Source organism: Blautia acetigignens (assembly GCF_025566865.1).
GTDB classification, from domain to species: domain Bacteria; phylum Bacillota; class Clostridia; order Lachnospirales; family Lachnospiraceae; genus Blautia_A; species Blautia_A acetigignens.
Window position 1 is genome coordinate 24413 of the sequence record NZ_JAOQJM010000015.1, and the last position, 18093, is coordinate 42505.

An 18093-nucleotide genomic window follows, 5' to 3' on the forward strand; every position below is an offset into this window, starting at 1 on the left:
AAGGTGTGCTGCGAGGAAGCTTTATTATGAGAGGAAAGTAAATGACTGAAAAACAGCAATATCTTCTGAAATTGTTTCGGGAGATTGACGAAATGTGTAAAAAGCATAACCTGAGATATGTAATGGCCGGAGGCAGTCTCATCGGTGTGGCGCGAAACGAAGGCTTTATTCCCTGGGATGACGATGTGGATATCTATATGCCAAGAGACGACTGGAACAAGCTGGTAGAGCTATCCGACCAGGTGCTTCCGCCAAACCGTGCGTTCCAGTGTGTGGATGTGGACAGAAGCTATACCAACACCTTCCCAAGATATGCCTCTACAGACACCTGTGCCATTCACAGACACCAGATCATCGGGAAGGACAAGGCAGGAGAGATCATTGACGTACTGACTCTGGACCCTATTCCGGATGATGACAGGGAATACGAAAAATACAGAACACACCTGATGATCTATTCAGATTTGATCAACATAGCAGTGGTGTATGGAAACCGTTACGAGGTACCGGTTCATCTGTATCTGAAATATCTTTTTTCCTATCTCTTCCTTGGAAAAGAGAAAACCTTGAAAAAGCTGGAAAAAATCATGTTTTCCTACAAAGAAGAGGAATGCAGCCGCTATGCAATGCGCTGGGGCGGCTGCCCCTTCCTGTTTGATAAGGACATGATGTTCCCTGTTAAATATGGCAGATTTGAGGGCGTAGATGTAATGATCCCCAATAAAGTCAGTGATTACCTGATCTGGCATTACGGGGATGAATGGTCCTATATTCCCCCTCACGGGGAAAGGGAATCTCATGACGCAGTGGAGTGTCACCATATGAATTATGAGGAATTCCGAAAAGAATATATGCCTAAGCTGGATACCTTCCGTCTGCGAAAAGATGCGGTGTTCCGCAAGATTTACTACATGGCCACTGCAAAACGCTCCCACAGGCTCATATGCAAAAGACAGGAGCTGTTAGGGGAGGTTACTGCCCAGGATCTGATGAACAGGCTGGAGCAAAAGAAGGGTTCTTTGGAAGCTCTTCTGGAAAAAAGAGATTTCCATACCCTGAACCGGATTTTCGGAGATTATTTCCGGGTGCAGCTTAGCGCAGATTTTATCGGAAGAGAAGAATTTGTGCATATTTATAATTTCTATCATCCGGTTCTGATTGATATAAAGGAAGAGGTTTTTATGGCAGCTATGCTGACCCTTCTTTATTCCGAGAAGGTGTCCAAAGCATACAGAATGCTCAGAGTCCGGGAAAAGCTGCAGGGGCTTTCTCCTGCCATGGAGGCACTTTTACAGGATATTCTTACCTTCAGAAGTGGGGCCTGCCATTACGAATTTGGTGAAAACAGGGCAGCAGAGTGGGAAATGGATCAGCTTCTGGAAAAATATCCGGACAATCCTTCCTTCCTGAAGTTTAAGATCCGTTTTCTGATGGAAAGGGCAAAGAAAGAGAAGCATTCAGAAGAAGCGGAAGAATTTCTTTCCCATTGTCTGGAACTGTTTCCTGAGGACGGATATTTCCTGAAATATAAGGGAGATCTGCTGTGGCTGCGGGGAAAATGCCGTGAGGCGCTTGAGGTGTATGCAGCCGTGAGAAGCAAAACCACCAACGGAATGACTCAGCTGGAGCTGGATAAATTTCTGAAAGAACATAAAATGTCTGCTATGGAAACCTGCAAGAGCCTGGTAGAAAAGGGAAAAGTACAAGAAGCAGTGGAGCTTGCCGCATTGTGGAAGGAGCTTTTGCCGGAGGATGAGAGCATTGACGGATATTTCTGCCAGATGAAGCTGGAAGGCCTGAACAGACCGGAGGAGATCAGGGAATTTTTAAAAGATATAAAAGAAAAGCTTTTGCAGGGAAAATCAGAAAAAACAGGAAAGCTTAAAATCGAAAATATGGTTTACCTGGATATATGCGCATACGGGGCAGAAAAGCTTGGATTTTCCAGGAAACTGGCTAAGCTTGGTACAGAGCTGCTTTATACAGAGGATATGCAGAAGCTGGAAGAGCTTCTTTCTCAAGCCCTGGAGCAGGAGAGTAAAGAGGAATGTAAGCCTGCAGCTTTTCTTATAGCAGGAGATATTCTTTACAAACAGGGAAAAACACGGGAGGCCTTTTCTTATTACAGAAAGGCACTGAAAAAAGACGCTCCTGAATATGTCCGTATAGAAGGAGCAGATAGGGTACTGAAGGATTTGAAGGACGGAAGCAGCTATATCCGCTCCTTTGGAAGAAAGCAGGACCTTACGGAATTTCTGGATGCATGGCTTGGCAAATACGAAAGCCTGGAGGAAATCACAGAACTGTTAAAGGCGATTGTCTGAGGAAAGGAAAACAGGTACATTGAACAAAGAACAGCAGGTGCTGCTTTCTCTTCTTGAAGAAGTGGACAGGCTTTGCACGAAAAATAAAATTGAATACTATCTGGCACCACGTCTGGCGGTACACGCAGTGTATGGGGACGAGATGCCAAAAAGCCCTCTGGCGGGAGGAATTTTGATGAAGCTGTCTGATATGGAGCGGTTTCGCCTTGCATACCTTAAGGAAGAAAGGGAAGACAGGGCTCTGGAATCCATGTATGAGAACAAGCGCTTTCCCGGATTTTTCCTTCGGTATGAGGACAAAAATTCTCTGTGCTTTCGAATGGACGAGGGACGAAATTACGAATATCCGGGAATCGGGATCGACATTTATCCCCTTAGAGGAAAGGAAAGCTCCAGGAAGCTCCATTTGTGGCTGCGCTGCCTGGAAATGGGCTGGATCCAGTTTTGCGACGGGCGTTCCCAGAAATTTACCTGGAAGGAGAAGCTGTGCAAGCTTCCGGTGGCAATTCTTATGGTTGGCGGAAGAGACAGACTTTCCAAATATCTGTATCAAAAGCTTTATGAAAACCAGAAGGAATGTAAGGGAAAAGACTACGTAGTCCGTCTTAAGGGCGCCACCTTGTATTACCCGAAAAAAATATTTAAAAAAACCAGAAGAGTAGAGCTGGAGGGAGTATCCTTAAGTGTGCCTGATGCAGTGGATCCCTATCTGAAAATCTGGTTTGGAAAGGGCTACATGAATAAGCTGACGGAGCCCTATATTCCCTCTATGACGGTTATCACAAGCACCAATATTCCCTGCCAGGAGTTTCTTGCCAGATATTCCGGGCTGGTTAAGACCCTTGTAAAAGAAAGAAGGGATCAGTACAACAAAGATAGAAAAGGGCGAAAATCCCGTGAATATCTGGACTGGTCCTGGAATTATGTGAAGCTGAAGGGCGAAGGGGTGAATCTGGCAGAGGTTTACGCAGGAAAAAAGGAATATCTTCTCAACCTTATGGAAAACAGGGATTACCCCAGGCTGTCAGAGGAATTGAAGGACTATGACAAAATCATGAAGAAATATCTGGAAGCCGGTGAGCTTTATGCGCCGGATCAGGAGATTTTTCAGATTTATTTACAGCTTCTTTTGGCTACAGGTAAAAAGGGCTTGCTAAATAAGATTAAAAAATTCAGCTGATATAGAAGCGAAAGCTCCTACTGACAGATCGCGAAGCGACTGCGTTTATGAGCAAGTAGCGAAGCGGACCTGGAATGTCCGCTTTACACATCCCCGGATGGGAGGACGAAATGTCGAAAAAACATGGAAGTCCCCGAATATCCGGGGCTTTTTTTGCCCAAAATGTTCCAAAAATGCGTTTTGTGATTAAAAAGCTGAGGAATGTGCAAATCCGTCCTTTTTTGGCTTTGTCCTGTTATAATAAAGCTTGTCACAAATCTGGAGGGAAAAATGAGAAAAAAGAGAACTTCTGTTGTTCATCGGATCTGCACTCTGGTCGGATCCCTCTTCTGTTTCATTCTGATTCCACTTCTGCTTATCAACTGTACCCTTATTATCAAAAGTATTACAAACAAAAATGAGGTGCCGGATATTGGCGGAATATTTCCCATGGTTATCCTGACAGATAGTATGAATCCCCAGCTGGCTTCCGGAGATCTGGTGATCTGCCGCAAAGTAAATGCCAAAAATATAAAGACAGGGGATGTAATCTGCTTCTATGACCCTGAGGGAAACGGGACGGCTACCGTTACACACAGAGTGACAGAAATCATTACAGATGAGACGGGCGCCCTTGCCTGGATAACAAAAGGCGACGCCAACAATACAGAAGATGAAAAGCCGGTAAGAAGCGAAAATCTGGCAGGGATTTACTGCTGGCGGCTTCCCGGACTTGGAAATACGGCAATGTTTATGCAGAGCACAAAGGGAATACTGTTATGTGTGGTTTGTCCTTTGCTTTTGATGGCAGCTTATGACAAAAGCTGTGATCTGAGACAGAAAAAAGAGAAGGAAAAAAGTACAGAAGCATTGCTGGCAGAACTGGATGTCCTGCGGGCAGAACGAGAAGAAAAGTCAGGATTGAAGGGAGAATGCAAATTATGATGAAAAACAAAGCAATGCGGATTGCAGCAGGAGCCGGTGTGACCACTTTATTGACCATGAGCGTGATTTCAGGATCATTTGCCAAGTATATTACAAGCGGAACCGGCACAGACAGTGCCAGAGCGGCGAAATTCGGAGTGACTGTCACTGCAAACGGGACGATGTTTGCAAGTGAGTATGCCACTGATGATGAGGCAGTTGGAACTATTGCGAAATCAGTTATAAGTAGTGGCGGAGAGGATGACCACGTAGTTGCACCGGGGACCAAAGGGGAATTGCTGAATGCCACGATTACCGGAAAGCCGGAGGTTGCGGTGAAGGTATCCTATGAACCTACACTGACTTTAAATGGGTGGGAGTATACAGATGAGAGGAGTGCATCGTCGGAATATTTTCCAATTATTTTCAAGGTTGGGGATAAAAAATACGGCATGAAGGGTGTTAAAGATTCAACAGGAGCAGCGATTGCAAATGGAAGTTCCAGTATAGCTGAATTGAAAACAGCTGTTGAAAATGCAATCAAGGGATATTCTAAAAATTATGCTGCAAATACAGATCTGTCTGGAATCGGTGCGGATGGTTTTGTGAATGTCTCCTGGGAGTGGGCATACAACGGAAACAGCGATGAGAAAGATACATATCTGGGCGATCAGGCAGCAGCGAACAAAGCCTCCACAGTGGAGCTGAGCATGAAAACAACGGTAACTCAGATTGACTAAACAAAAATTCCTGCTCCTGTTGTGCCTGCTTCTTCTGCTTCCCTGGTTGAATAAAAATTCCAAAGAAAATGTGCGTAATGGGAATGTTATCTGCCTTACAGAAGGAAAAAACATAAATGCAAGGAGCAAATCTGCAGTCAGGGAGGGCATTCTTAAAAACAGTGAGACAGTAAAAGAAGATGGGAGTGCAAAGGCTGCAGAAGGTTTTCAGACCTGGGATAACCGGCAGATCTGGACAACAGATACTGCTGTTCAGATCTTTCAGACTGGAGACAGAAACCAGGCCGGGGAGCTCACCGTGCAAAGCGAAAGCCAGGACAAGGTGATTGCCCCCGGAACCAGCGGAGACTACACCTTTTTTCTTCAAAATACAGGGAAAACAAAAATGGATTATAAGGTTTGGCTGAAAGCCGGCTGGGACGTGGAAACACTCAAAAGTCCCCTTGAACTAAGGCTGGCAGGGGAAAATGGATGGCTTATAGGAAGTCAGGATAGGTGGAGCAGTCCGGAACAGATGGACAGGTTTCTTCAGGAAGGCTCTCTTCTTTCCGGAGAAAAGAAGAAATACATCCTTTACTGGCGATGGGCTTACGAGCGCGGGAAAGATGAAGAGGACACCTTCTTTGGAAACAAAGCAGAGGACACCCTTCATACCATTGTAATCCATACAGAAGCCGCCCAGAGCATTTCCGGCAATACAGGAGATGGGAAACCTGAAAAGAAAAGCAGCAAGAACAGCGAACACAGCCAGAACAGTGAACAAACCGAACACAGGAATTCTGTGAAAACAGCAGATCACATGTCACCTGGAAGCTGGCTTACAGCATTAGTATTTACCGCACCTGTTATCACCATGTGCTTAATCCTTATGTGGTTTCGAAAGAGGCGCAGCTATGATAAAAAACAATAACAATAATCACAAAAAAAGAAAACTGCGTCTGGATGCAGCACGGCTTTCGCAGCTGTCACTGTCACGTATAATACGGCTTCCCTCACTGACGCCGCCGCTTATGGTGCTTCTGTCTTTTATGCTTTTGCTGGTGGCGCTTCCCACAGATACTTACGCCAAATACATTTTGCTGGCTGTTGAGGATTCCCACATGAAGGTGGCAGGATTTGAGCATAAGGTGTCCATCTGCCCGGAAGGAGAGCTGCCAGAGACATGGGCACCTGGCAGCCAGGCCATATATTCCATTCTGGTATCCAATCAAAGCACCAATGGCATCAGCCAGACCAGCCAGACCTACAGCATAGAGGTTGTTACCGCAGGGGCGCTCCCTCTGCGCTGCACCCTTTTGGAAGAAAGTGAATGGGAAGGAAGCTGGAAGGAAATAGCATCATTTCAGGAAAGCCCTCAGGAGAAAACCCACATTTTTCAGACAGATAAAATGCTGCTTCCAGAAGGCTGCCCCACAGAGCATAAATACCAGCTGATGGTTTCGTGGGAGGATGACTGCCAGTGGGAACCTATGGACACGGAGGACTTTATCAGGATCAATGTGAATATGGAGCAGAAGGATTGAGAAACAGGAAGGTAAAACCCGTGAAAAAATTTTACTTTGTAAAAGGGCAGGTACCAGGCGCAGCTTTTCTTCTGGCAATGGGAGCCGGCATATTTTTTACCTGCCAGCTTCAAACTGTTTGCGCAAAATACCAGTACCAGGAATCCCGGATTGATATCATACATTCAGCTAAAATAGGAAATGACAGCACTACGGACACAGTGCAGAACGCCGACATAGTGCAGGCTGCCGACACTGCGCAGAATGCAGACATAGTGCAGGACGCCGACACTGCGCAGAATGCAGATATGCTGCAGAGCACCGATATCATTCTGCCGTCAGATTTTAGAGAGGCACCTACAGCCTTCTTCGATGGAACCACCTGGGAGGAAGAGGACATGGTGGATTACGGATTTGTTTCAGAATTAAATGAAATTCCAATCAGTCCGTTCCATGACTAGTGTGTCGACAAGTTGATTCTTGTAACAATCTTGCAGGATAAATTTTTTATTTCAAGGCGGAGGAAGGAGGCGTAGCGGTGGCTACGGCGACCGACGACAACGCAGAAATAAGAAATTTAGACGCAAGATTGTTCTAGAAATCAACTTGTCGGCACACTAGGAATGGGATTAAAATCAGAGTGTGTTCATGAGCAAGTAGCGAAGCGGATGCGAATGTCCGCTTTAAAAACAAAAGTTTTAACGATGTTTAACATTGGTAATACATAAAATTTAACATAAGCTTCTATAATTATTTACAAGAACAAAGAGAAATGTGGATGTTAGTTAAGGAGGCTTTTGTTATGAAAAAGGCATTGGCAAAAATACAGAAAACAGAGATCAATACTTATATAGATGAGTTTGTAAAAGCAAGACAGAAATACTTCACCGATGGCCAGGAGTGGCTTGAAGCGAAGGTTACAGATGAGAAAATATACGTCCAGATTGATCGGAAGCAGCTGGAAGAAGAGCTGGATGATATGATAAAAATAAGCCTGCAGTTTGGCCGGGTACTTCCGCTGGAAATGAAGATTCAGGTACGCAAGGTTGCCGGCGGAGCAGAAATCAGCTACATGGACAATGGTGCCGGAAGCTGGAGATGCGGCCGGATCTATGCTCCGGAGAAAGCCGGAAGAGCAGCTTCCCCGGAAAAAAGATGGGGCGTACAGATTGCATAAGGTGATAGTAAAATAAACAAACGGATATGTTTTTATTGCATTTTCCCCTGTATTCTTTTACAATCATAAGTAGAATAAATAAGGAAAAAGGAAAACGGAGCTGGAAAATGGATTTAAAAAACAGAACACTTTCAAATTTTGCAGAGCTTGTGGAAACAGGTGAGTGTAAAAATTTCAAAGGAAGATTAAAGGTTGGTGTGGACCTTGGAACTGCCAATACAGTTCTGGCTGTTGTAGATACTTCAAACCGCCCGATAGCCGGAATTTCTGCACCCTCCCATGCCATTCAGGACGGAGTGATCGTAAACTATTATGAATGTGTACAGCTGGTAACCAGGCTGAAGGAGACACTGGAGGAGCGGCTTGGCACAGAGCTTACTTATGCAGCTGCCGCAATTCCTCCCGGTGTATCAGAGGGGAGCGTTAAGAGCATAGGCTATGTGCTGGAGGGCGCCGGCTTTGAGGTGACTAATATTGTAGATGAACCAACTGCCGCAGCGGCTGTACTTAAGATTCGTGACGGAGCGGTTGTGGATGTTGGCGGCGGTACAACAGGAATCAGCATTCTGAAGGATGGGAAAGTCATTTATACAGATGATGAGGCCACTGGTGGAACCCATATGACGATGACGGTTGCAGGACATTATCGTATTTCCTATGAAGAAGCGGAGCTGCTAAAAAGACAGCCAGATAAGCAGGATGAAATTTTCCCTGTAATTAAAGCTACGGTGGAGAAGATGGCTCTGATCACAGAAAAATTCCTCAAAGGATATGAGGTTCCGGCTATTTACGTTGTAGGCGGCTCTTCCATGTTCCGGGAATTTACATCCGTATTTGAGAAGCATCTGAAGCTTCCCGTTTATCAGCCAGTGCATCCACTTCTTGTTACGCCTCTTGGAATTGCCTATTGCTGTGAGCTGCCTAAGCTATCTCCGAAAAAAGACAACAAAATATAAAGGAGCAGCAGGCTCTTGTAAAAAAGGATTGGTCAGTCAAAAAACTGATCAATCCTTTTCTTGTCATTTCCAAAAACTCTAACGCTATGATTATTAAATATTCAATAGATCGCTGAATACCTTAAGGGCACCATCTGTATTATGCGCAAGGACACGCTTAGCGAGAACTTTACCAAGCTGAACACCCTCCTGGTCAAAGCTGTTCAGGTTCCATACAAAGCCCTGGAACATGATCTTATTCTCAAAGTGAGCAAGAAGAGCACCAAGGGAGGCAGGTGTAAGCTCATCCCCGATGATAATGCTGGATGGACGTTTGCCCTTGAAATTCTTATTCAGGTTCTCATCCTCCTTGCCGCAGGCAAATGCAATGATCTGAGCAGCAACATTGGCGCAAAGCTTTTGCTGGCTGGTACTGTTCTCAATGTCAACATCTACTCCAAGCTGGCTCTTCTTAAAGCCGATGAACTGAAGCGGAATGATATCAGAGCCCTGGTGGAGCAGCTGATAGAAGGAATGCTGTCCGTTGGTTCCTGGCTCACCGAAGATAACAGGACCGGTTACATAGCTTACCGGCTCACTGAAGCGGTTTACGGTTTTACCATTGGACTCCATATCACACTGCTGAAGATGTGCAGGGAAACGGCTTAATGCCTGTGAATATGGAAGAACAGCTGTGGAAGGATATCCCTGAACATTTCTCTCGTAGATACCGATCAGAGCGTCCAGCATATCCGGGTTTTTCATAAGGTCACGGTTAGTTGCAAGCTGATCCTCAGCAGCAGCACCGTCCAGAAGCTGTGCAAATACCTCCGGTCCGAATGCAAGGGAAAGGATTGCACCGCCTACGGCTGAAACAGAAGAGTAACGTCCGCCGATATAATCATCCATAAAGATTGCGGTAAGGTAATCCTCGCTCTTTGCAAGAGGAGAGGTCTCGCTTGTAACTGCAAGCATATGCTTGGAAGGATTCAGACCTGCCTTAGTCAGGGCATCCTTAACAAATGCTTCGTTAGTCAGAGTCTCAAGAGTTGTACCGGATTTGGATACAACGATAAATAAGGAATGTGCAAGGTCAACAGAAGCAAGAACAGCAGCTGCATCATCAGGATCTACGTTGCTGATGAATCTGGCTTCCATTTTGAATGTGTTGTTTGCCTTAGCCCAGTTCTCAAGTGCAATGTAAAGAGCACGAGGACCAAGGTCACTTCCGCCGATACCGATCTGAACAACAGTGGTGAACTTCTCTCCAGCCTCGTTTGTGATCTCACCGGCATGAACCTTGTTTGCAAAATCAGCAGCCTTCTTCTGCTGCGCAACGTAGAATTCACGTTTGTCTACACCATCTACAACAACCGGATTGCCCAGCTGTCTGCGTGCCAGGTGATGAAGGACCATACGGTTCTCACCTGTATTGATCACAGCTCCGTTATATAATTCCTCAAATTTGTCAATCAGCTGTGCCTCATCAGCAAGCTGTGCAAGAGCGGATAAAACAGTCTCGTCTACTTCCTTGGCTGCATAGTTGTAATTCAGCCCAGCTGCCATTGGTGTACTATAATCAGCTACACGCTTGCCACCCTCTTCACCGGACAGAGCAGCTGCAATGTCCACATGATTCTTAAGACTGCAAAGCTTGTCAAAAGAAGCCAGTGTGTCAAGATTTTTCCATGTTGCCATAATATAATTCCTCCTTTAAATGGTTGAGACAACGTTGTCTCGTCAGAGTCTCATGGCGAAACCCATATCGGCTTTATTATACTGAAAAAAAACAGGAATTTCAATCCATGGTTTAAGATTCGTGAAAAAATAACATTGTTCCGGGAAAATTGATGAGAAATATGAAAAAAAGAACATTAAAGCGTGTTTGAAAAAGGCTTTCTGTAAGATGTACCGGCAAATAAAAGCTCTCCCGGGAAACAATCATTTCCCGGGAGAGTGCTGCAGTTTAAAAAAGAAATGGGAAGCTTACTCCTGTGTAATTCCGGTTACTTCATATCCTGCATCTGTGATTACCTGGCGAAGCTTATCTTCATCAACTTTTTCCGGAGCTGTGAAGGTTGTGGTTCCTGCCTCATGGGAGGAAACAACATTCTGTACGCCAAATGCAGCCTCAACGGCTTTGTTTACGTGTGCCTCGCAATGTCCGCACATCATTCCTGTTACGTTAACTGTTACTTTGATCATAGTAGTGTTCTCCTTTTTGCTTGTATTATTAATATTGTTGCTTACATTGGGATTATTGATATTGCTGCTTACATTATGAACCTTAAACAGATTCAGTCGCAGGGCATTGGTTACCACGCAGAAGCTGGAAAGGCTCATGGCAGCGGCACCGAACATAGGGTTCAAGGTCCAGCCGAAGATGGGGATCCATACGCCGGCTGCCAGCGGAATGCCGATTACGTTGTAGAAGAATGCCCAGAAAAGGTTTTCATGGATATTCCGAAGGGTGGCACGGCTAAGACGGATGGCTGCTGGCACGTCGGAAAGCTGGCTCTTCATAAGAACCACATCCGCTGCATCAATAGCCACATCGGTACCTGCACCGATGGCAATACCAATGTCAGCACGGGTAAGTGCCGGAGCGTCATTGATTCCGTCCCCAACCATGGCAACCTTGCCTTTTTCCTTCAGAGAGCGGATCACGCTTTCCTTTCCATCAGGAAGAACCCCTGCGATTACCTGATCTACCCCTGCCTGTGCACCGATCGCCCTGGCAGTGCGCTCATTGTCTCCGGTAAGCATAACCACATGAATGCCCATGCTCTGAAGCTCTTTTACAGCCTGTGGGCTGTCTGGCTTGATTACGTCTGCTACAGCAATGATTCCAAGAAGCTGGTTATTACGGGCAAAAAGCAGGGGAGTTTTGCCCGCCTCAGCAAGCTTTTCTGCCTGAGACATAAGAGCTTTGGAGACTGGAACCAGTGTGCTGATGTATTTCATGCTTCCGCCAATCAGCTTATCAGAACCAAGTGCGGCAGAAAGTCCGTTTCCGGTAAGGGCCTGGAAATCTGTAACCTCCGGGGCAGTAAGGCCAAGTGCAAAGGCTTTTTCAAGAACGGCCTTTGCAAGAGGATGCTCGCTTTTTTTCTCAAGAGCATAGGCAAGGGTGAGAAGCTCTTTCTCGGTGATGCCTTCTACTGGGAGAATGTCCGTCACCTCAGGCTGTCCGCTTGTGATGGTTCCTGTCTTGTCAAGGGCAACGATCTGGATCTTTCCAGCCTCCTCAAGAGAAACAGCAGTTTTGAAAAGAATGCCGTTTTTGGCACCCATTCCGTTACCTACCATAATGGCAACCGGGGTGGCAAGACCAAGGGCACAGGGGCAGCTGATCACAAGCACGGAGATTCCTCTTGCAAGAGCGTGGCCAAATTCATGTCCGGTAAGCAGCCAGATCATGGTGGTGATAATGGAAATGGTGATAACCGCAGGTACGAAAACACCGGAAACCCGGTCTGCGATCTTGGCAATAGGAGCCTTGGTGGCCGCTGCGTCGCTGACCATTTTGATGATCTGGGAGAGGGTAGTATCTTCCCCTACGCGGGTTGCCTTACATTTGATGAAACCGGACTGGTTTACAGTGGCAGCAGAAATCCGGTCTCCAGCTGCTTTATCTACCGGGATGCTTTCTCCTGTAAGGGCGGCCTCATTTACTGCACTGGAGCCTTCCAGGATCACGCCGTCAACGGGAATGCTTTCGCCGGGACGTACAACAAACACATCGTCTTTTACCACCTGGTCAATGGGAACGGTGGCTTCCGCACCGTTTCGGATGACTGTGGCAGTTTTGGGAGCAAGCTTCATCAGACCCTTTAGGGCGTCGGTTGTCTTGCCCTTGGAGCGGGCTTCCAGCATTTTTCCTACTGTGATCAAAGTCAGGATCATGGCGGCGGATTCAAAGTAAAACTCCATCATGTAGTGCATTACAAGCTCAGAATTGCCGTCTACCTGTGCACGGGTCATGGCAAACAGTGCATAGACGCTCCACACAAAGGATGCCATGGAGCCAAGGGCTACCAGGGTGTCCATATTAGGAGAGCGGTGCCACAGGCTCTTAAAGCCGCTGATGAAAAACTTCTGGTTGATTACCATGATGATTCCGGCCAGAAGCAGCTGAACAAGTCCCATGGCTACGTGGTTGCCGTCAAACCATGCAGGCAGCGGCCAGCCCCACATCATGTGTCCCATGGAGAAGTACATCAGGACCAGAAGAAAGCCTACAGATGCGATAAGGCGCTTCTTCAGAATCGGGGTTTCGTGATCCTCCAGGGCCTTCTCCGCATCGGAGACAGACTCCTTCTGACCAGATTGGCTCTTAGAAGAGCAGCCGTACCCGGCTTGTTCAACAGCTGAAATAATGGCTGAGGCTGTGGCGGTACCTTCAACGCCCATGGAATTGGTAAGCAGGCTCACTGAGCAGGCGGTAACCCCCGGAACCTTGCTGACTGCTTTTTCTACACGGGCGCTGCAGGCTGCGCAGCTCATGCCGGTGACATTGTATTGTTCCATAATAAAATTCCTCCTTATACGGGACACGCCTTATTATATAAGCTGGATAAGGTTTTTGAACTTTTGCCCCTAACTTGATATCTGCGAATTGCTCCGCAGCAAAGCTGCTCCCGCAATTCTCGAACATTCGGAATCCGCTGATTTACTGCGTAAATCGCTACTTCCTCATGTTCGGCGGGTCCCAAGTTCAAACGCCTTATCGTGCAAGCACGAACGGCTTTTTGACCTTTTGACCCTGATACTCTCATTTATTTCATAAGCTTCTGCAGTGTTGCAACAAGCTCATCAATGGTCTCGTCCTTACCCTCCCGAATATCTCTTGCCACGCAGGTTCGGATATGGTTGGCAAGAAGCTCTTTATTAAAGGCGTTCACTGCGGCATTTACAGCGGCGGACTGGATCAGGATGTCATTGCAGTAGGCATCGTTCTCCAGCATTCCTATAATGCCCCGGATCTGGCCTTCAATACGCTTCAGACGGTTGACCAGCTTTCTTCGCTCCGCTTCGGAACGCAAGGTGTGCTTGGTGCAGCAGGAACAGACCTTCTGTGCAGGTTCCTGGCTGGAAAGGGGTTCAGTATCGGCTGCAGTGTGGCTGCAGCAGGCTTCGGATTTATGATCAGCTGTCATAGGCAGGCTCCTTTCTTATTAAACAAATGATTGGCCGGAAACTGCGAACCGGCGTTTTAACTTTCAAATACCCATTGGGGGTATCTTGCCTATGCACTTAATATATACCCCCTGAGGGTATTTGTCAAGGGCTTTTTTGTTTCATTGTGGAGTTACAGCAGGTTAAAATATATCTGTCTGAAAGTCCATTGATATAGATTGTATATTCATAAAATATCCATAATACATTCATAAAAAATACATAAAATTATGGTATCTATTAGATATCCGAGTCGAATATGTATAATGATATAACGCAAAGGTCGCATTATGAACATGATGCATAAGAGAGAATCCGGTGAGAATCCGGAACGATGCCGTCACTGTGTAAGGGAGCTGCTTCAGAGCCCACTGGGTAACCGGGAAGGGGAAGCGGTGTTGAACGAAGTCAGGAGAACTGCCTTGGCGTGGAATTGTGGGTCTGCGGTACACAGAACCTTATTCTCATAGCAATATATAGGAATGATACCAGTGTCAAAAGAGCTTTTGACGTTCATATCATTGTAATCCTGTTTGGAGGAAATGTGTTTATGAGGAAAGTGCAGCTGCAGAGTTTGCAGCTGCTTTTTTACAAAGCAGGAATCACAGAAGCTTCCTGCCGTAGAAAAAGCCCTGCCGGGCCGTGTCCTTATACATAATTCAATCCGGAAATACAGGAAAAAAGAGGAAAAAGAAATGAAAAGAAAATCTTTATTAGCACTGCTTCTTGCAGCATCCATGGCAGCAAGCATGACTGCAGCAACAGGAACTGTTGCATTTGCAGAGGAAGCAACAGAGGAGACAACTGACGAAGCAGCAGATGACGCAGACGATGCAGAAGCAGCAGATGACGCTGAGGCAGCAGATGACACTGAGACAGCAGATGATGCAGAGGCATCTGACGCAGATCAGGAGGCAGCTGATAAAGTTGCAGCACTTATCGATGCAATCTATGTTCAGGAGAGAACAGACGACACAGATGCACAGTGCAAGGAAGCTAAGGAAGCATGGGATGCTCTGACAGACGCTCAGAAAGAGCTGGTAGAGGGAGAAGAAGCAAGCCCGGAATATTTCGGACGCGATACAGGAGATGCTTCCAAGGATGATCCTCGTAACCAGGATGAGATCGGTGAGAACGAGCTTCTTGTAGTAAGCTTTGGTACTTCCTTCAACGACAGCCGTGTTGAGGATATCAAAGGAATCGAGGATGCTCTTGCAGAAGCTTTCCCGGACTGGTCTGTAAGAAGAGCATTTACCGCTCAGATCATCATCAACCATGTACAGGCAAGAGATGATGAGCACATCGACAACATGCAGCAGGCACTTGACCGTGCAGTAGCAAACGGTGTTAAGAATCTGGTTGTTCAGCCTACACACCTTATGCACGGTGCAGAGTACGATGAGATGGTAGAAGCTATCGATGAGTACAAAGATAAATTTGAGTCTGTAGCAATCGCTGAGCCAATGCTTGGTGAGGTTGGATCAGACGCTACTGCTATCAACGAAGACAAGGCTGCTGTTGCACAGGCAGTTACAGATGCAGCTGTAAAGAGCGCAGGATATGACAGCATGGAAGCTGCTGCTGAGGATGGAACCGCATTCGTATTCATGGGACACGGAACCTCTCACACAGCAAATGTTACATACAACCAGATGCAGACACAGATGGAGAAGCTTGGATTTACAAACGCATTCATCGGTACTGTAGAGGGTGAGCCGGAAGATACCGCTTGCGATGTTGTAATCGACAAAGTAAAAGATGCAGGCTTCAAGAAGGTTGTTCTTCGTCCGCTTATGGTTGTTGCAGGTGACCATGCAAACAACGATATGGCCGGTGACGATGAGGATTCCTGGAAGAGCATGTTCGAGGCTTCCGGAGAGTTCGATGAGATCGATTGCCAGATCGAAGGACTTGGAAGAATTGATGCAGTTGAGCAGCTTTATGTAGAGCATACTCAGGAAGCAATTGATTCTATTGCAAAATAATCTGTTGATGTTTTATTTTCAATTCATCAAAAAGTAAGGAGAAAAGTTATTATGAAACGTTCATTAGTCATTTTATTATCAGCAGTAAGTATTTCCACTATGACAGCAGGAAGTGTTGCACCTGTATGGGCTGAAGCGGCACAGACAGAAGCTGCCAAAGCAGAGGACACCGCAGAAGCTGAGCTTGAAGACGGCGTATACGGTGTGGAATTTGACACAGACAGCGGCATGTTCCATGTAAATGAGGCATGCAATGGAAGAGCAGTTCTTACAGTGAAGGATGGCAAAATGACCGTTCATATTACACTTGTCTCCAAGAATATCGTAAATCTTTTCCTTGGAACAGCTGAGGACGCACAGAAGGATGGAGCTGAACTGATCCAGCCTACTACAGATACTGTTACCTACAGTGACGGAATGTCAGAGGAGGTTTACGGCTTCAATGTTCCGGTTGAGAAGCTGGACGAAGAGTTTGACCTTGCCATCCTTGGCAAAAAGGGTAAATGGTATGATCATAAGGTCAGCGTAAAAGATGCAAAAGAGCAGACTGAGGAAGAGAAAAACGCAGTAGTGATCGGTGAGGATGACAGCGAGACAGCAGATGCTGAAGCAAAAGAAGCAGAGGATTCCAAAAACTGATTTTCACAGCTAACAAGTAAACCCTTACAATATTTCTTATAAAAAGACAGGCCCCGGGCAATATCATTTCTGTTAAATGATATTGATTCCGGGAAGCCTGTCTTTTTATATATCTGTTTTAATTTTCTTTTCCCTCTCCTGCAAAGTATTCCTTTGTCAGTCTTACAACTGTTCCGGAGAGCAGGAATAATGCAATCAGGTTGGGGATTGCCATAAGACCGTTAAAGGTTTCGGCAATATTCCACATCAATCCAAGATTTGCAGTGGCACCAAGGATAGCAACCAGAGCATAGACAACCATAAATGGTTTGATTACTTTTTCGGAAAACAGGAATTCGATACAGCGTGCACCGTAAAGGCCCCATCCAAGTGCTGTGGAAAAAGCGAAGCAGCACATTGCAACTGCAGTGAAAATGGATACCCAGTTTCCATATGTAGAAGTAAATCCAAGGATGGTCAGCTCAGCACCTGCGGCTTCTCCGTAAGTGATGGGAACGCCGCTGCACAGAATAACAAGTGCAGTCAGAGTACAGATGACGATGGTATCTGTAAATACTTCAAAAATTCCGAACATACCTTGCTTTACCGGCTTCTTGGTATCTGCACATGCATGTGCAATGGATCCGGTACCAAGACCGGCTTCATTGGAAAAGATACCACGGGAAACACCCTTTTTTATACTGAGGAACATGCTTCCGATAATACCGCCGGTTACAGCGGAGGGCTGGAAAGCTCCCTTAAAAATAGAAACAAATACGGACGGAACATTCTGGATGTTCAGAAGAATTACTCCAAGTCCAAGAAGAATGTAAAGCAGTGCCATAAACGGAACAAGCTTTTCTGTTACCTGGCCGATACGCTTGATTCCACCAAGAAGGATCATGGCGATCAGAATGGCGATCACAATACCGATGATCAGATTGGATGTGGAAACTGCGCTTTCGCTAATAATGTTATAATTTAAAAGTGCGGAGTTAATAGCTGTGGTAATGGTATTTACCTGTGTGGCATTGCCTGTTCCGAATACGGTGAGAACGCCGAAGGCCGCAAACAGATAAGCCAGCCAGTTCCATTTTTTGCCAAGACCGTTTTTGATGTAGTACATCGGTCCTCCTACCAGTTCCCCGTTTGCATTGATCTCACGGAAATGAACGGCAAGGGTAACCTCTGCGAATTTGGTACACATTCCGAAAAGTGCGGAGACCCACATCCAGAAAATAGCACCGGGTCCGCCGATGGCAATGGCACCTGCCACGCCGGCAATATTTCCGGTACCTACTGTGGCGGCAAGAGCCGTACACACAGCCTGGAAAGGAGTGATAGCGCCGTCGGAAGCGCTGCGCTTGCGGAAAATACGTCCAAGAGTAGTGCGGATCGCATAGGGGAACTTGCGGATCTGAAGAAAACCGGTGCGGATGCTAAGGTAAAGTCCGACGCCGAAAATACAGACCATTGCAGGAACTCCCCAGATAAAATTATTGACAGCTGTATTAATGGTTTCGATAATCTGCAGCATAAAATACCTCTCTT

15 protein-coding genes and 1 riboswitch are annotated in these 18093 nt (G+C 46.2%); of the genes, 11 read left to right on the top strand and 4 right to left on the bottom strand.

Annotation, left to right across the window (positions count from 1 at the left end):
* Window positions 1–41: 41 nt before the first annotated feature.
* The 9 genes from OCV70_RS15125 (at window position 42) to eutJ (ending at window position 8782) form a co-directional block, all read left to right on the top strand.
* Entirely contained in the window at window positions 42–2324 is a 2283-nt protein-coding gene (locus tag OCV70_RS15125) for a LicD family protein (RefSeq protein WP_262579823.1), read from the top strand.
* Between the two features lie 19 nt (window positions 2325–2343).
* Window positions 2344–3504: a LicD family protein gene (locus OCV70_RS15130; protein WP_262579824.1), complete on the top strand. Its 1161-nt coding sequence runs from the start codon at window positions 2344–2346 to the stop codon at window positions 3502–3504.
* 270 nt (window positions 3505–3774) lie between these two features.
* Window positions 3775–4428: a signal peptidase I gene (locus tag OCV70_RS15135; RefSeq protein WP_262579825.1), complete on the top strand. Its 654-nt coding sequence runs from the start codon at window positions 3775–3777 to the stop codon at window positions 4426–4428.
* On the top strand, window positions 4425–5147 hold the full coding sequence (locus OCV70_RS15140) for a hypothetical protein (protein WP_262579826.1): 723 nt from the start codon (window positions 4425–4427) through the stop codon (window positions 5145–5147). The genes OCV70_RS15135 and OCV70_RS15140 overlap by 4 nt, the downstream gene beginning before the upstream one ends.
* Window positions 5140–6057: a hypothetical protein gene (locus OCV70_RS15145; protein ID WP_262579827.1), complete on the top strand. Its 918-nt coding sequence runs from the start codon at window positions 5140–5142 to the stop codon at window positions 6055–6057. The genes OCV70_RS15140 and OCV70_RS15145 overlap by 8 nt, the downstream gene beginning before the upstream one ends.
* Complete coding sequence (locus OCV70_RS15150; RefSeq protein WP_262579828.1) at window positions 6041–6670, top strand: hypothetical protein; 630 nt, start codon at window positions 6041–6043, stop codon at window positions 6668–6670. Before OCV70_RS15145 ends, OCV70_RS15150 begins: the two co-directional genes overlap by 17 nt.
* A 20-nt stretch (window positions 6671–6690) precedes the next feature.
* Entirely contained in the window at window positions 6691–7110 is a 420-nt protein-coding gene (locus tag OCV70_RS15155; protein ID WP_262579829.1) for a hypothetical protein, read from the top strand.
* A gap of 341 nt (window positions 7111–7451) precedes the next feature.
* Window positions 7452–7826 carry a hypothetical protein gene (locus OCV70_RS15160; RefSeq protein ID WP_262579830.1) on the top strand — a complete coding sequence of 125 codons (375 nt, stop codon included), beginning with the start codon at window positions 7452–7454 and terminating at the stop codon, window positions 7824–7826.
* A 107-nt stretch (window positions 7827–7933) separates the two neighbouring features.
* Window positions 7934–8782 carry an ethanolamine utilization protein EutJ gene (eutJ, locus tag OCV70_RS15165; RefSeq protein ID WP_186901699.1) on the top strand — a complete coding sequence of 283 codons (849 nt, stop codon included), beginning with the start codon at window positions 7934–7936 and terminating at the stop codon, window positions 8780–8782.
* A gap of 93 nt (window positions 8783–8875) precedes the next feature.
* Here the strand turns inward: eutJ and OCV70_RS15170 are convergent, their stop codons facing one another.
* From OCV70_RS15170 to OCV70_RS15180, 3 genes are all read right to left on the bottom strand, one after another.
* The gene (locus OCV70_RS15170) at window positions 8876–10459 is read right to left on the bottom strand and encodes a glucose-6-phosphate isomerase (RefSeq protein WP_021925457.1); all 1584 of its coding nucleotides are present in this window, start codon (window positions 10457–10459) and stop codon (window positions 8876–8878) included.
* A gap of 288 nt (window positions 10460–10747) precedes the next feature.
* On the bottom strand, window positions 10748–13291 hold the full coding sequence (locus OCV70_RS15175; protein WP_262579831.1) for a heavy metal translocating P-type ATPase: 2544 nt from the start codon (window positions 13289–13291) through the stop codon (window positions 10748–10750).
* A gap of 248 nt (window positions 13292–13539) precedes the next feature.
* Window positions 13540–13920, bottom strand: a complete 381-nt coding sequence (locus tag OCV70_RS15180; RefSeq protein ID WP_262579832.1) for a metal-sensing transcriptional repressor — start codon at window positions 13918–13920, stop codon at window positions 13540–13542.
* A 282-nt stretch (window positions 13921–14202) separates the two neighbouring features.
* Window positions 14203–14378: riboswitch (cobalamin riboswitch) on the top strand.
* Between the two features lie 256 nt (window positions 14379–14634).
* Here OCV70_RS15180 and OCV70_RS15185 point away from each other — a divergent pair.
* Window positions 14635–15924, top strand: coding sequence for a sirohydrochlorin cobaltochelatase (locus tag OCV70_RS15185; protein ID WP_262579833.1), 1290 nt, complete (start codon window positions 14635–14637; stop codon window positions 15922–15924).
* Window positions 15925–15975: 51 nt separating this feature from the next.
* On the top strand, window positions 15976–16563 hold the full coding sequence (locus OCV70_RS15190) for a hypothetical protein (RefSeq protein WP_243000313.1): 588 nt from the start codon (window positions 15976–15978) through the stop codon (window positions 16561–16563).
* Between the two features lie 118 nt (window positions 16564–16681).
* Here OCV70_RS15190 and OCV70_RS15195 read toward each other — a convergent pair whose 3' ends face one another.
* Entirely contained in the window at window positions 16682–18079 is a 1398-nt protein-coding gene (locus tag OCV70_RS15195; protein WP_117854190.1) for an alanine/glycine:cation symporter family protein, read from the bottom strand.
* Window positions 18080–18093: the final 14 nt, after the last annotated feature.

Coding starts and splice junctions, on each gene's coding strand:
- OCV70_RS15125 (WP_262579823.1), top strand. CDS start 42: ATGACTGAAAAACAGCAATATCTTCTGAAATTGTTTCGGGAGATTGAC.
- eutJ (WP_186901699.1), top strand. CDS start 7,934: ATGGATTTAAAAAACAGAACACTTTCAAATTTTGCAGAGCTTGTGGAA.
- OCV70_RS15190 (WP_243000313.1), top strand. CDS start 15,976: ATGAAACGTTCATTAGTCATTTTATTATCAGCAGTAAGTATTTCCACT.
- OCV70_RS15180 (WP_262579832.1), bottom strand. CDS start 13,920: ATGACAGCTGATCATAAATCCGAAGCCTGCTGCAGCCACACTGCAGCC.
- OCV70_RS15175 (WP_262579831.1), bottom strand. CDS start 13,291: ATGGAACAATACAATGTCACCGGCATGAGCTGCGCAGCCTGCAGCGCC.
- OCV70_RS15195 (WP_117854190.1), bottom strand. CDS start 18,079: ATGCTGCAGATTATCGAAACCATTAATACAGCTGTCAATAATTTTATC.
- OCV70_RS15140 (WP_262579826.1), top strand. CDS start 4,425: ATGATGAAAAACAAAGCAATGCGGATTGCAGCAGGAGCCGGTGTGACC.
- OCV70_RS15185 (WP_262579833.1), top strand. CDS start 14,635: ATGAAAAGAAAATCTTTATTAGCACTGCTTCTTGCAGCATCCATGGCA.
- OCV70_RS15170 (WP_021925457.1), bottom strand. CDS start 10,459: ATGGCAACATGGAAAAATCTTGACACACTGGCTTCTTTTGACAAGCTT.
- OCV70_RS15150 (WP_262579828.1), top strand. CDS start 6,041: ATGATAAAAAACAATAACAATAATCACAAAAAAAGAAAACTGCGTCTG.
- OCV70_RS15160 (WP_262579830.1), top strand. CDS start 7,452: ATGAAAAAGGCATTGGCAAAAATACAGAAAACAGAGATCAATACTTAT.
- OCV70_RS15135 (WP_262579825.1), top strand. CDS start 3,775: ATGAGAAAAAAGAGAACTTCTGTTGTTCATCGGATCTGCACTCTGGTC.